At 38.2% G+C, this 15160-nt stretch carries 12 protein-coding genes; 11 read left to right on the top strand and 1 reads right to left on the bottom strand.

The features are described from left to right. Positions 1 to 35 precede the first annotated feature (35 nt). Positions 36 to 818, bottom strand: coding sequence for a DeoR/GlpR family DNA-binding transcription regulator (locus XM47_RS01990; RefSeq protein WP_048688819.1), 783 nt, complete (start codon positions 816 to 818; stop codon positions 36 to 38). Positions 819 to 1336: 518 nt separating this feature from the next. On the opposite strand from XM47_RS01990, the gene XM47_RS01995 reads away from it, so the two are divergent. The 11 genes from XM47_RS01995 (at position 1337) to XM47_RS02045 (ending at position 15153) form a co-directional block, all read left to right on the top strand. After that, entirely contained in the window at positions 1337 to 2332 is a 996-nt protein-coding gene (locus tag XM47_RS01995; RefSeq protein ID WP_048688821.1) for a TRAP transporter substrate-binding protein, read from the top strand. Positions 2333 to 2334: 2 nt separating this feature from the next. After that, positions 2335 to 2820, top strand: coding sequence for a TRAP transporter small permease (locus XM47_RS02000; RefSeq protein WP_048688823.1), 486 nt, complete (start codon positions 2335 to 2337; stop codon positions 2818 to 2820). Positions 2821 to 2850: 30 nt separating this feature from the next. After that, complete coding sequence (locus XM47_RS02005; protein ID WP_048688826.1) at positions 2851 to 4143, top strand: TRAP transporter large permease; 1293 nt, start codon at positions 2851 to 2853, stop codon at positions 4141 to 4143. Between the two features lie 241 nt (positions 4144 to 4384). Beyond that, positions 4385 to 5158, top strand: coding sequence for a 2-dehydro-3-deoxy-D-gluconate 5-dehydrogenase KduD (kduD, locus tag XM47_RS02010; RefSeq protein WP_048688828.1), 774 nt, complete (start codon positions 4385 to 4387; stop codon positions 5156 to 5158). 109 nt (positions 5159 to 5267) lie between these two features. Beyond that, positions 5268 to 6098, top strand: coding sequence for a 5-dehydro-4-deoxy-D-glucuronate isomerase (kduI, locus tag XM47_RS02015; RefSeq protein ID WP_048688830.1), 831 nt, complete (start codon positions 5268 to 5270; stop codon positions 6096 to 6098). A 437-nt stretch (positions 6099 to 6535) separates the two neighbouring features. Beyond that, on the top strand, positions 6536 to 8728 hold the full coding sequence (locus tag XM47_RS02020) for a bifunctional rhamnulose-1-phosphate aldolase/short-chain dehydrogenase (RefSeq protein ID WP_048688832.1): 2193 nt from the start codon (positions 6536 to 6538) through the stop codon (positions 8726 to 8728). Positions 8729 to 8851: 123 nt separating this feature from the next. Beyond that, on the top strand, positions 8852 to 10111 hold the full coding sequence (gene rhaA / locus XM47_RS02025) for an L-rhamnose isomerase (RefSeq protein WP_048688834.1): 1260 nt from the start codon (positions 8852 to 8854) through the stop codon (positions 10109 to 10111). A gap of 292 nt (positions 10112 to 10403) precedes the next feature. Beyond that, positions 10404 to 12113: a purine-cytosine permease family protein gene (locus XM47_RS02030; protein ID WP_048688837.1), complete on the top strand. Its 1710-nt coding sequence runs from the start codon at positions 10404 to 10406 to the stop codon at positions 12111 to 12113. Positions 12114 to 12194: 81 nt separating this feature from the next. Continuing rightward, positions 12195 to 12974 carry a (Fe-S)-binding protein gene (locus XM47_RS02035; protein ID WP_048688840.1) on the top strand — a complete coding sequence of 260 codons (780 nt, stop codon included), beginning with the start codon at positions 12195 to 12197 and terminating at the stop codon, positions 12972 to 12974. A 1-nt stretch (position 12975) separates the two neighbouring features. After that, the gene (locus tag XM47_RS02040) at positions 12976 to 14436 is read left to right on the top strand and encodes a LutB/LldF family L-lactate oxidation iron-sulfur protein (protein WP_048688842.1); all 1461 of its coding nucleotides are present in this window, start codon (positions 12976 to 12978) and stop codon (positions 14434 to 14436) included. Between the two features lie 9 nt (positions 14437 to 14445). Next, the gene (locus tag XM47_RS02045; RefSeq protein WP_048688844.1) at positions 14446 to 15153 is read left to right on the top strand and encodes a LutC/YkgG family protein; all 708 of its coding nucleotides are present in this window, start codon (positions 14446 to 14448) and stop codon (positions 15151 to 15153) included. Positions 15154 to 15160 lie beyond the last annotated feature (7 nt).

Raw genomic sequence — 15160 nt, forward strand, 5'->3', positions numbered from 1 at the left:
GGCTCGTCGAATATTAAATAAGAATTAGCTGCAGTTTAATCTACAGCTTCAACAATAATGACTTCGATTCCATTATCTTCAAATTGTTTGATAATATCAGGATCAGCGTTTGAATCAGTAATTAAGATGTCTACTTCATTTAGTGGACAGAAAATAAAATTACTACGTTTACCTAATTTGGTACTGTCAGCCAAAATTACTAACTTTTCAGTTTGCTTACGCAACCTTTGTTCTGACATGATTAATAGAGGATCTGATTCCATCACACCAAAAGGGCCAACACCAGGCGATCCCATAAACATCATACTGCTATGGTAGTACTCGGTATTATCTTTTTCATAAGAACTTAAAATGATGCCTTGTTCACGGTAAATTTCACCGCCAGGTAAAGTGACTTGGATATCACTATTTTCTGTGATGTAACTAGCAAGCACAAAAGAATTGGTTAAAATATTTAACTGCTTATCTTGTAAGTATTCACCCATCATGTAAGTTGAACTACCACCATTTATAATAATAGAGTCGCCATCTTTACATAATTCAACTGCTCGCTTTGCAATCAGTTTTTTTGTTTTTGTTTGTTTTTCTTTATCGACAAAAAATACAGAACTAGAAATGTGCTTTTTGCTTGGTGCAGTATTAAGTGACTGAGCACCACCTCTAATTTTTTGAATCTCGCCACGCTTTGACATTTTTAAAATATCTCTACGTATTGTCGCTTCAGAGGCATTTAACTTCTCAGTCAAATTTCTAACGCTTGCAAATTGTTCTTTGTCTAGAATATCTTTTATTAATTGTTGCCTATGTCTTTCTAACATTGGTAACCCCTTCCCGGAAATCGTATCGTGAGTGTTTTCGAATTGTTTTGCCATATTCTATTCGCAAAGTCCATAAATTTACAATGTATTCGTTATTATACCTGCTTATGACTGAAAAAGAAATTTTTAGATTAAATGTGAAGAAAATGTTTTAATTGTTTTGTTACATTTCTTTACAAAATGGCTATCAATCGCTATTTTTTATTCATATACGAACTAATTTCAATCATTACACTATGAAATCACCGTGAATGTTGTCATAATTTGTCAAAAGTGTATATTAGATATTCATATATGGTCATTTTCACTAATAAACACTTTTTTACAAAGATTTAGTGATTTGAGCGCTAAATTTTGAGTTTTAGTGGCTTAAATAACATTTGTCGCAAACAAATGTGTAATAGACAGCAAATATATTTAGCAACCTTTACTCGTTACATTGAGTTGCATCATCGCAGTAGAAACGAATTTCATTATCGATTCTACTGTAGTTAATTTCGTTACAAAGGGGGGAGGCGATGAGCCATTTCTCTAAATTTATTTTAGCCTTAAGTGCTCTAATTATTATTGCACAATTTAGTTTTGACTCAGATCTGGGTAATGAAGCTGTCAGCATTCGTATTGCTCATGGCTTAGATGTCCAGCATCCAGTTCATAAATCATTAGAGTTTATGGATGAGCGGCTCAAAACGATTTCTGATGGGAAAATGTCATTGACTATATTTCCATCCGGTCAATTGGGATCTGAACGAGAAATTATAGAGTTGATTCAAATCGGTACTTTAGGGATGACTAAAGTCTCTGCAAGCTCATTAGAAGCATTTGTACCCGAGATGAAAATATTCAGCCTACCTTATTTGTTCAATGACCATCAACACTATTGGGATGTACTAACAAGCCCGATAGGCCAAAGTTTATTAGATTCAGGCGTTGAATATAGAGTCAAAGGGCTAGGGTATTTTGATGCTGGCAGTCGTAGCTTTTACACAACTCATAAAAAGGTGGAAGCGCCCAGTGATTTGAATGGCTTAAAAATCCGCGTTATGAATAGCCAATCAGCTGTAGATATGGTTAACACTATTGGTGGTGCAGCTACGCCAGTAAGTTGGGGTGAACTATATACAGCGCTTCAACAAGGGATAGTACAAGGTGCAGAGAATAACCCGCCGAGTTTTTATTATTCAAAACATTATGAAGTGAGCAAATATTATTTATTAGACGAACACACCTCGATTCCAGACGTGATTGTTGTCGGCACCCACCTTTGGGATAGTTTATCCGCTCAAGAACAAGTTTGGCTTAAACAAGCGATGGATGAAGCCACTGACTATCAACGCAAGGTTTGGATGGAGTCGACAGAAATGTCACTTGCTAAAGTTAAAGAAGCTGGCGTCACTGTGATGAAAGCCGACAAAGCTATATTCCAAGACAGTGTAACTTCATTGTATGACTCTATAACGAGTGAATCGATTAAACGCCTTGTCGCTGATATTAAACAAATGGGAGAGCGCTAGTCATGTGTTTAGATGCTTGTATTGAAAAATTAGATAAATTCCTAAGAGTTTTCTTAGCAGTCATGATGGCGTTACTTGTTGTCGATGTGACATGGCAAGTTTTAACTCGCTTTATTTTACCTCAGCCGAGTTCTTTCACCGAAGAAGTTGCACGTTTTTTATTAATTTGGGTCAGTTTGATCGGTGCTGCATATGCTTATCGCCTTAACAGCCATCTTGGTTTTGATTTATTAGTGAAAAAACTACCAGTCAGTGAAGCTTTATTCTACTACCGATTATGTTGTCTGCTTGTTGTCATATTTGCAATTTCAGTACTTATTATTGGTGGTTGCAATTTAGTTTATTTGACTTGGTCGTTAGGTCAATCATCTCCGGTTCTAAATATACCTATGGCATTTATATATAGTGTTGTTCCATTCAGTGGATGTTTATTTACTTTATATAGCGGCATCTTTTTTAAACAAGCCAGTAATGCAATTGCTGAGTAAAAACTAGCAGATAAACAAGGTTAATAAGATATGACAAGTTTAATTCTATTTGGTGTTTTTGCGATTTTATTATTAATAAATTTGCCAATTGCACTCGCTATTATTTTTGCGACTTTAGTCAGTATGCTGATGACAGTCGACACATTACCAGCATTAACGACAATTGCTCAGCGATTGACTGCTGGTATAGACAGTTTTGCTTTACTTGCTATCCCGTATTTTATCCTTTCAGGTTATTTGATGGGGCAAGGTGGTATTGCACATAGATTGATTTCTTTCTCTAAAGTGTTAGTTGGACGTTTACCTGGCGGCCTAGCTATTGTTAACGTTATTTCTTGTGCGTTATTTGGTTCAATATCTGGTTCGGCCGTTGCTGCAACTTCAGCCATTGGCGGTTTTATGATCCCAGCGATGGAAAAAGAAGGTTATAAAAAGCCTTTTGGTACAGCTGTAACTGTCACAGCTGCTACAACTGGTATGCTGATTCCACCGAGCAACATTTTGATTATCTACTCACTTGCTAGTGGTGGTGTTTCAATAGCCGCTTTATTTATTGCGGGTTATTTACCAGGTATATTGGTGACTGTGTCGTTAATTTTGGCGGCTGTATTATATGTTAAACGTAATAATATTCAGACACTTTCGAAAGAATCAATAGAACCATTTTTCCCAGCATTCTTTGGTGCTATACCAAGCCTATTTTTAATCTTCTTAATTATTGGTGGCATCATAGGTGGGATATTCACACCGACTGAAGCAGGTGCAATTGCGGTATTGTATTCACTCATATTGTCATTGGTGTTTTATCGCCAAATTACAGTTAAAGACTTATATCCAATCTTATTAAAAACAGTTAATACAACCGCAATTGTTATGTTGTTGATTGGCGCTTCTTCAGCTATGTCATGGTTGATGTCTTATGCATCTATCCCGCAAACGATTAGCCATATGCTGCTAACTTTATCGGAAAATCCATTACTTATCCTATTGATCATCAACATTACTTTGTTAGTGGTTGGTACCTTTATGGATATGACACCTGCGGTATTAATTTTCACACCTATATTCTTACCTGTCGCTGAGTCACTTGGTATTTCGCCACTACATTTCGGCATTATGATGATATTAAACTTATCTATTGGCCTATGTACTCCACCTGTGGGCAGTGTACTTTTTGTTGGCTGTAGTATTGGCAAGGTCAGTATTAGTGAAGTGATAAAACCTATTTTACCTTTGTACGCTGCAATGTTTATTGCGCTCGTGTTGGTGACTATGTTCCCAGCGATTAGTGAATTTTTGCCAAGAGCATTTGGCTTAATTTAAGCGTTAAATTTATTAACTTGAACTCGGGATAAGAAATTTGCTAACAATTTGAAATACATAAGCTTTTAATATTTCATCTATTCTAGCCCGATGTTTTTTCTTAGTACAAGGCGAATTTGAGCGCCAATAGCGAGCCTATTGCAATCAAATTTAACGCAGTAATAAGGAAAAACAGCAGCTAGAAAGCAAGTTGTTATCCAGAGTTCAGGTTTATTAGTTAATCAATTTATAGGAATCTATTATGCAAGCATATTTAACTCAACAATTTGGCCTTGAAAATAAAGTTGCCATAGTAACTGGTGCAAGCCGAGGTTTAGGTCAAGCAATGGCGATTGGTTTAGGTGAAGCTGGTGCAACTGTTGTTGCTGTTGGCTCTAAGCCTGAAAATGTAGCTAACACAATCGCTATCTTAGAAGAGAAAGGCGTTAAATGTTTAGCTTTAGGTTGTGATCAAAGCGATGGTGAGCAAATTAAAGCTGTTGTTGAAGACACAATTGCTAAATTCGGTCGAATTGACGTACTAGTTAATAACGCGGGTACTATCAAGCGTTCACCTGCTCATGAATTTTCAGATGAAGACTGGAATGAAGTTATCAATGTTAATTTAAACGGTGTATTTAAATTTTGTCGTGAAGCCGGTAAGCAAATGCTTAAACAAGGTTCAGGTAAAATTATCAATATTGCTTCTTTACTGAGTTTTTCTGGTGGTATTACGGTACCAGCTTATGCTGCAAGTAAAGGTGGTGTTGCACAAATTACTAAAGCACTAGCGAATGAGTGGGCAAGTTCAAATATTCAAGTTAATGCTATCGCACCAGGTTATTTTGAAACAGATAATACTTACAACCTAAGACAAGACGAAGAAAGATATAACAGTATCACTGCACGTATTCCAAGTGGTGTATGGGGTAAACCAGAAGATCTAGCTGGCGCAACTGTGTTTTTATCAAGCAACGCTGCTAACTATATGAATGGTCATGTCATGTTAGTCGACGGCGGCTGGATGGCTCGCTAATTAATCTGTCATGCTAATCTGAAAACTCCAAACTAGTTAAAGCGTTTGAAGTTTTCGGGTTAACGCAAACGAACTCAATTTATTTAATTTTTATTTTATAGGAACCACTATGGATTTTTTATTTGCAGCTGATATCCGCAGCTATAAAGACATGCGTAACCAAGAATTACGTGACGCATTTGTGACTCAACAATTATTTGTACCAGGTGAATTTAAGTTAACTTACACTGATGTTGATCGTGGTGTAGTTGGCGGTTTTACTCCTACTACTGAAGCTTTAGAGCTTCCGACTCATAAAGAGCTTGCATCTGACTATTTTTGTCAGCGTCGTGAAGCGGGTGTGATCAATATTGGTGGCAAAGGAACAATCACAGCAGACGGTGTTGCTTATGCAATGGATAAAAAAGACAGCTTGTATCTTGCTAAAGAAACTAAATCAGTAAAATTTGAGTCGGATGATTCAAATAACCCTGCTAAATTTTATTTAGTTTCGTACCCTGCACACCGTGTAACAAAAACGGTTCATGTACCAAAAAGTGCCGCACAAACTGTGCATTTAGGTGCGTCTGATACATCAAATGAGCGTACAATTTTCCAATCAATTCGTCCAGGTATCGTTGATAGCTGTCAATTGGTAATGGGTATTACCGAACTAAAAACGGGTAGTGTTTGGAATACTAAACCACCACACACTCACTTCCGTCGTACTGAAATCTATATGTACTTTGACTTGCCAGAAGAAGAGCGTGTATTCCATTTAATGGGTGAACCTGCGGAGGTGCGTTCACTTTCATTAGAAAATGGTGTTGCCATTGCTTCTCCAAGCTGGTCTATCCATAGCGGTGTAGGTACAACTAACTATACTTTTGTCTGGGCTATGGGTGGTGAAAACCAAGAGTTTGACGATATGGATCACTTAAAAGTTTCAGATTTAAAATAAGCTATTACTGAAACAGTCCCTGTGTGTGCCGGTTGAGTTTGTTGTCAGGATGATAACTTTCTCAACCGGTTTTTTTGACTTTCGTTCAGATTTAAATGACCAAAGATAATCACTCTGATTATTTATTTTGATTATATTCGACATTCCACTCCTTGTTTATTTCATTTTTGTTAATTTATTTGTTGATTTTTATTAATTTATTTTGCCTGTTTGCTTATAGGATTAATTGGTATTAACATTCTGGATTAAATTTAAGTATATGAATAGTAAGTATTTTAATTAACTTTTCTTCTTTTTTTCTAATATTTGACATGTTTTTTTAATGTTATTTTTTGATGATTGAATGTGATTGTTTGTGCTTGACTATGTTTGTCTTTGGTGTAAAATCAATTTAATTATTTACATTTGTGTATTCATGATATTTAGGAGCATAGTTGATGCCTATTAACAAAGATGAGTTTCGACACGTTGATTACAATTGGGACGATAGTGTCGCAGATAAGTTATCAGAGTTAGAGAGTTTGGTTTACCGTTCTAATGTATTAGGCGCGGACCAAAGAATCACAAACACTGGTGGTGGTAACACTTCTGCAAAATTAATGGAAACGGACCCATTAACTGGAGAGCAAGTTGAAGTTCTTTGGGTTAAAGGATCTGGTGGTGATTTACGTACAGCTAAAGTTGAAAACTTTTCTTCTTTATATCAAGGTAAATTAAACGCTTTAGACGGTACATACCAAGCGCGTGACGATAAAGGTTACAAGCAAGCTGGTGAAGATGCGATGATTGGCATGTACAAGCATTGTAACTTTTGTTTGAATCCTCGTGCTTCTTCAATCGATACACCTTTACATTCAATGATTGCTGACAAGCATGTTGATCACTTACACCCAAATGCTGTAATTTCAATTGCATCATGTAAAGATCAAGAAGCTCTTACTGAAAAAGTATGGGGCGGTAAAATGGCTTATGTTCCTTGGATGCGTCCTGGTTGGGAAGCGGCTAAGGTTTGTGAAGAAGCTTATGCAGCAAAACCTGATAGCATTGGTATCTTACTTGGTCAACACGGCCACACTAACTGGGAATCAGAAAGCAAGAGCTGTTACGAAACTTCTTTATGGGTAATCGAAACTGCTGCGCGTTATATCGAAGAGCACGACAAAGGTGAAATGACTTTTGGCGGTGCTAAAGTTGAAAGCTTATCAGATGAAGCTCGTACTGAATTACTTGCTAAATTCTTGCCTGTTGCTCGTGGTATCTTATCAAATAAAGTTAAATTTATTGCGACAGTTCAATCTGATGAAACAGCTTTACGTTTCGTAAACAGTGTTGATGCACCACGTTTAGCTAAATTAGGTACTTCATGTCCTGATCACTTCTTACGTACTAAAATTCAGCCTTTATATGTTGATTTCAACCCAGCAACAGACGATTTCGATGCATTAGTTGAAAAATTAAATGCAGGTATCGAGCAATATCGTGTTGAATACAAAGCATACTATGATGCATGCAAGCGTGACGATTCACCTGCAATGCGTGACCCAAGCCCAACAGTAATCTTAATCCCAGGTGTTGGTATTATTGGCTGGGGTAAAAATAAATCAGAATCACGTGTAACAACTGAATTCTACAACTGTGCAATTGAAGTAATGCGCGGCGCTGAAGCAGTTAGTGAATACACAGCTTTACCACAACAAGAAGCATTCGACATTGAATACTGGGCTTTAGAAGAAGCTAAGTTACAGCGTATGCCTAAAGAAGCGCCTTTAGCGCGTGATATCGTAGTTGTTGTTGGTGCTGGTGATGGTATTGGTAAAGAAACTGCTTTTCGCGTAGCGAAAGAAGGTGCTCACGTTGTATGTGCTGATTTACGTTTTGAAGCAGCGCAAAAAACTGCTGACGAATTAACAGCTATCTACGGTCAAGGTATCGGTGTTGCAGGTACTGGTATTTCAGGTTGTGGTCCAGCTATCGCACAAGAAGTTAATATTACAGACCGTGAAAGCGTTCAAAAAATGTTTGAGCAGGTGACTCTTGCTTACGGTGGTATTGATAAAGTTATCGTGACTGCTGGTGTTTTCTTAGCACCAGGTCAAGCAGGCATGAGCAATGACCAACAATTTGATGTTAGCTTTGCGGTTAACGTTAAAGGTGGCTACATTGTTGGTACTGAAGCAAACGAAATCTGGAAAGCTCAAGGCTTAAAAGGTGCATTAGTATTAACGACAAGTGTTAACGCTGCTGTATCTAAGAAAGGTTCATTAGCTTACGACACATCTAAAGCGGCTGCGAATCACCTAGTTCGTGAATTAGCGGTTGAACTTTCTCCATTAGTTAATGTAAATGGTTTAGCACCTGCTACAGTTGTTAAAGGTAGCACTATGTTCCCTCGTGACCGTGTTATTGCTTCATTAACGAAATACAATGTTGAGTTTACTGAGTCAGACTCTGATGATGAATTACGTGACAAGTTAGCTAATTTCTACGCTCAGCGTACATTAACTAAGTCGCCTATCACGCCAGCAGATCAGGCTGAAGCAGCTTACTTAATGGTTTCTGGCCAACTAAGCAAAACAACTGGTCAAATCATTAGTGTTGATGGTGGTTTACACGAAGCGTTCTTACGCTAATTTATTAGGAGACATTATTTCAGAATAATGTCTCCGTTTATTTAATCTACTACGTTGAATAGGATGTCAAGTTTAACGAAGTGATAATCATATTAACAAACTACGATTTAGTTGGAATTAATTATGAACAAAGATCAAGTACTGGCAGCTTATGAGCAAGCAAAAGAAGTATTTAAACAACAAGGCGTTGATACTGAGCAAGCCCTAGCACAATTAGCTAAAACACCTATTTCAATGCATTGCTGGCAGGGCGATGATGTTAAAGGTTTTGAAATCGCACAACGTGAATTAAGCGGTGGTATTCAAGCAACTGGTAACTACCCAGGTAAAGCTCGCACTGCAGTTGAACTTCGTGCTGACATGGAAAAAGCATTTAGCTTAATTCCTGGTGCAAAGCGCGTAAACTTACACGCTATCTACATTGATTCAGAAGAAGATGTAGATCGTGACAAAATTGAACCACGCCACTTTGAGCGTTGGGTAACTTGGGCAAAAGAGCAAGGTATTGGCTTAGACTTTAACCCGTCTCTTTTCTCTCATGAAAAATCAGATGATGGTTTTACTTTATCTCACCCAGATGCTGAAATTCGTCAATTCTGGATTGACCACGTAAAAGCAAGCCGTAAAGTTTCTGAATACTTCGGTAGAGAATTAGGCACACCTTCTTACATGAACATCTGGATCCCAGATGGTATGAAAGATCAGCCAGCTGACCGTTTATCTCCTCGTAAACGTTTACAAGAGTCTTTAGATGAAGCGATCTCTGAAAAAATTGACACTAAATACCACATCGATGCGGTTGAGTGTAAATTATTCGGTATAGGCGCTGAAGCTTACACTGTTGGTAGTAACGAGTTCTATTTAAGCTACGCAGCTACTCGTGGTACAGCATTATGTTTAGATGCGGGTCACTTCCACCCAACAGAAGTTATTTCTGACAAGATCAGTACTTGTTCACTTTACATCGAAAACATGCAGTTGCACGTAACTCGTCCAATGCGTTGGGATTCCGATCACATCGTATCTTTCGACGACGAAACACAAGCAATTATGCGTGAAATCGTTCGTAACGAATTATTAGACCGTATGTCAATTGGTCTTGATTTCTTCGATGCGTCAGTAAACCGTATCGCTGCATGGGTTATTGGTACTCGTAACGCACAAAAAGCTCTTCTTAAAGCACTTCTTGAGCCAGTTGCGAAAATCAAAGCTGCAGAGCAAGAATTTGATTACACATCTCGTTTGGCATTAATGGAAGAAGCGCATTCACAGCCATGGGCTGCTGTTTGGGACTACTTCTGCCTACAGCAAAACACGCCAGTGGGTCCAGATTGGTTAGAAGATGTTAAAGCTTATGAAAAAGAAGTTTTAGCACAACGCTAAGTTCTGTACGAAACGTTATTACCTTAATTCTGGATACCGCGCACAAGCGGTTATAGAAGGTTTGAATATCGCTGGTAATCACAGGGTATAGTTTAGTCCCTTAATGAGGTAACTGGATTACCTCGACTTAATTTGTGTCAGTGGCATGGATGCCATTTTTTTAGATTTATGTTTTTAATCTTAAATTTAGACAGTTTTTTTTTAAATTGTCTAAATTTAAGGTTAAAAACATTATTAATTTATAGCTTATCTTCATACATAAATAACGATAGAAGAGAGCTCGGAGGTCTATATGGCAAGTGCCGAAGAATTTGAAACTCAAGCTGTTTCTCCTAATAAACTGCAAGGTGCTAAAACTTTTGCCGCTAGTTACGCGGGTGAGCACGTTGCAGGAACAGAATTTGTTATTGGTGCATTATTTGTATCTTGGGGTGTTGGTGCAGTCGATGTCATCACAGGTTTATTATTTGGTAATTTGTTAGCCGTTTTAACTTGGGGCTTAATTACAGCGCCAATTGCAACAGATACTCGTTTAACCCTTTACGCTTATTTAGAAAAAATCGCCGGACCAGGCACTATAAAATTATATAGTGTGGTTAATGGCATATTATTCTGTGTTCTCGCCGGTGCTATGATCACTGTATCCGCATCCGCCGTTCGAATTCCATTCGGTATTCCTGATCAAGTTGGTTATTTCCCTACTGATTTACGATTTGTTTTAGTTGTCCTAGGTGTTGGTGCTGTTGTGGTTTACATGGCGGTTAAAGGCTTTAAAAAGCTTGCAGCCTTTGCTGAAATTTGTGCTCCTTGGATGATCTTAATGTTTTTTGTTGGCGCACTTGTCATGATGCCAACGACTGTTGGTGCGACTGCCGGTGTCGATAGCATCAATAGTTTCAGTGACTTTTTAACCGTTGCAAGTGAATCGATTTGGAAAGACTCTGACGGCGATATAGGTATTTGGCATGTTATTGCGTTTGCTTGGATTGCTAACTTAGCTATGCACGGTAGTTTAGGCGATATGACTTTATTACGCTTTGCAAGAAAAGCTAAATATGGTTATTTTTCAGCACTAGGTATGTTTATCGGCCATTACATGGCTTGGATTTGTGCAGGTATCATGGGGGCAGGTGCAGCTATTTTATTACAAACGAGCATCACTGCGATTGACCCTGGTTCGGTTGCTTACACAGCGCTAGGTGCTTCAGGTATTATTGCCGTAATCATTGCTGGTTGGACTACTTCTAACCCAACAATCTATCGTGCTGGTCTTGCGTTCAGCTCATTAAATCATGCTTGGGGCCGTACTAAAGTAACTATCGTTGTTGGTATTATTACAACTATTATTGCTTGTTCACCATTTGTTTTCTCAGGTTTACTTGGTTTTGTTGGCTACATGGGACTTTTACTTGCTCCAGTAGGTGCAATTATTGTGACTGAGCATTGGTTATTCCCTAAATTAGGTTTAACCCGTTATTGGTCTGCTTATAAAGGCAATACGACTAACATGGCTGCTTTTATCACTTGGATTCTGTCTATGGTTGCGGGTATCGCAGTTGAGCAAGCTGGTTTATTGCACTTGTTCTTTATCCTAGTGCCATTATGGATATTTGCGACTGTCACTTACATAGTTTTAGCCTCTGCTATGGGTGCTAAAGAAACTTACCCAGAAGCTGCAAAAGCAGAAAAAATTGAAAGTGATAGAAAAGCGGAAGAAGCTGCTTATTTAGCTTCTGTTGAGTCTAACGAAGAAGCTGCAAATATTAAGGTTTCTGGTTTGGCGCTAGCGGCTAAATATATTTCTTGGGGTGCACTAGTTGCATGTTTATATATGGGAATTTCTTCATATGTTAACCAAGATATAGCGACTATTACGAGCTGGTTAATTGTTCCAACATTGATCTATTTTATCACAGCTACTTATGCTTACATTGCCACTCAAGCTGCTACTAATGTATCAGAGAACCTTGAAAGCGCGACTAAGCCTATAGAAGCAAATTAATATTCTTTAAATCACAAATCTGTCGTTTTGGGCCCAGTTTTCTGGGCCCCTTTTTTTATCTTCGAATACATAGAGACCATAATGACTGAGTTAAATGTAAGGTTTTATCCTAGTCAGCCAAAACAAGTTTATTTGTTTGGTACTTGCTTAGCTGATGTCCTTTTCCCTGATTCTGGTATAGATGCAATTGAATTTTTAGAACGTCAAGGAATAGAAGTTATATACCCTGATGGCCAAACTTGTTGCGGTCAACCAGCCTATAACTCTGGGTATCAAGATGAAGCTAAACAAGTCGCATTAAAACAAATCGAGCAATTTCCTTTAGATATTCCAATCGTGGTTATCTCTGGCTCTTGTGGTGGCATGATGCGCCATCATTATCTTTCTTTGTTAAAAGAAGAACCTCAGATTCAAGGTTTTTGTGATCGTATTTTCGAATTCACAGAATTCTTAGTTCATGTTTTAAAAATTGAATTAAAAGATCAAGGTCCAAAAGAGCAGGTTGCTCTTCACACTTCATGTGCGGCAAGACGTGAAATGGGTGTTCACCTAACGGGTCGAAAATTAATAGAACAACTCGATAACGTCGAACTTATTGTGCACAACAAAGAATCAGAATGCTGCGGCTTTGGTGGTACTTTTGCAGTTAAGCATGACGATATTTCTGCCGCTATGGTTGCGGATAAAACGGCGAATTTACTTGATACAGGTGTGAAACAATTTATCAGTGCCGACTGGGGTTGCATGATGAATATTAATGGTTCGCTTGAATATCAGAACAAGCCATTAGCTGGTAAACATATCGCGAGTTATTTATTAGAAAGAACAAGCGAATCTAATCCTTCTAACAAAGGAAATTAAGATGAGCGTGAATCAATACACACCTGATAGAACTGAAAGTAAATATACTAAATCAGCCAGTACATTTAGACAAAATGTTCAACGTGATTTAGCTAATGAAGAATTACGTAGCAACTTTGCTGGGGCTATGGATTATTTGATGGATAAACGTAAAGCCTCGTTTCCTTCAAATGATGAACTCGAAACTTTGCGCGACCAATGTAAATTAATAAAGCAACGTGCATTAGTTAAGCTACCACATTTATTAGAGCAGTTAGAGACTAAGCTGAATGAAAATGGGATTAAAGTTCATTGGGCTGAAACTATTAACGATGCTAACGAAATTATTGCTCAGTTAATTGAATCTAAAGGTGGCAAAAATATCGTAAAAGGTAAATCTATGGTGTCTGAAGAGACAGCATTAAATGACTTTTTACAAGCAAGAGATATGGAAATATTAGAATCCGATATGGGTGAATATATTGTCCAACTTGCTAATGAACATCCTTCTCACATTATCATGCCCGCGATTCACCAAAATAAAAAACAAGTCGCGGATATTTTTGCTGAACATATTGATGATTTTGAATACACAACAGACGTAGATACCTTGATTGGTGAAGGTCGCCGTATTTTGCGCGACAAATTCTCAAAAGCGGATGTTGGTATAACAGGTGTTAACTTTGCGGTCGCTGAAACGGGTACCTTATGTTTAGTTGAAAACGAAGGTAATGGCCAAATGTCGAGTGCCGTACCAGACATGCACATAGCGATTACCGGCATAGAAAAAGTCGTTGAGTATCTTGATGATATTCCACCTTTATTAAGCTTATTAACACGCAGTGCGACAGGTCAGGCGATTACCACTTACTTCAACATGATTAGTAAGCCAAGGCAGCCGGGTGAAAAAGATGGCCCTGAAGAAGTTCATCTTGTATTACTAGATAATGGCCGTAGCCAAGCGTTTGCTGATGAAGAACTGAGACAAACTTTACAATGTATTCGTTGTGGCGCTTGTATGAATCATTGTCCGGTTTATACCCGTGTTGGTGGTCATGCATACGGTACAGTTTACCCTGGCCCAATTGGTAAAATTATTTCTCCTCATCAACTCGGGCTCGAATCAACTAAAGATTTACCGACAGCTTCGTCTTTATGTGGCGCATGCGGTGAAGTTTGCCCAGTAAAAATTCCAATCCCCAACATTTTGTTGAGACTACGCAAAGAGAGCGTAAAAGACACTAAAGGTGGTGAAGGCGAATTGAAAGGGGCAGGCAGTAACCGAAAAGCAACAGAAGCTGCAATTTGGAAAGCTTGGTCTTTACTGCACAGAGTACCAGCAATGTATAAAGTTTCTATGTGGTTTGCGACACGCTTTAGAGGCCTAATGCCAAGTAAATTAGGTGCGTGGACTTCGGTTAGAACTGCGCCTAAGTTAGCACCAAAAACGCTTCATGAAAGAGTTAAAGCCCGTCGAAAATAGGTGGTTAATATGAGTTATAAATTTACACAGCAATCCAATTCGGCGAGAAGTGTGATTTTGCAAAAACTAAAGAAACAAGTTGAAGGCGCTGACTACGATAAGCTGCCAGCAGAAACTGGTTTCACGTATCCTGAGATTAGTTTTGAAGATCAATTTACCCATTTTGTGCAATTGCTACGCAATAACCAAGCAAAAGTTATTTCAACATCTGAAACCGAATTAATGGATCAGGTTATTTCTGAGCTTAAAGCGCGTGATATCTCAAGTTTGCTTTATGGCGCAGATAGCCCATATTCTCAGTTAATTGAGCAGGGCATTAACCAGTCTGGAGAACAAGTTGAATTACAAGATTATGATTATCAATTAACAGATAATAAAGACAAGTTGTTCAACCATACTCCAGCAAGTATCACTAGTTCAAATTGGGCAATTGCCGAAACAGGTACCATAGTTAGATGGCCATCTCAAAATGAGCCACGTACTATGTCATTAGTGCCGCCTGTTCACATGATCATAGTAGATGCCAACAAGCTTTACTGTAACTTTTCAAGTTTAGTTAAAGATCAGAATTGGAAAGATAATATGCCGACTAATGCATTACTGATTTCTGGTCCTTCAAAAACGGCTGACATCCAACAAACATTAGCTTTTGGTGCGCACGGCCCAAAAGAGCTGATCGTATTTGTAATGAATAGCCCAACAGACATTAACCTTTAACGGCTTT

The sequence above is a fragment of the Catenovulum maritimum genome (assembly GCF_001050375.1).
Classification (GTDB): Bacteria; Pseudomonadota; Gammaproteobacteria; order Enterobacterales; family Alteromonadaceae; genus Catenovulum; species Catenovulum maritimum.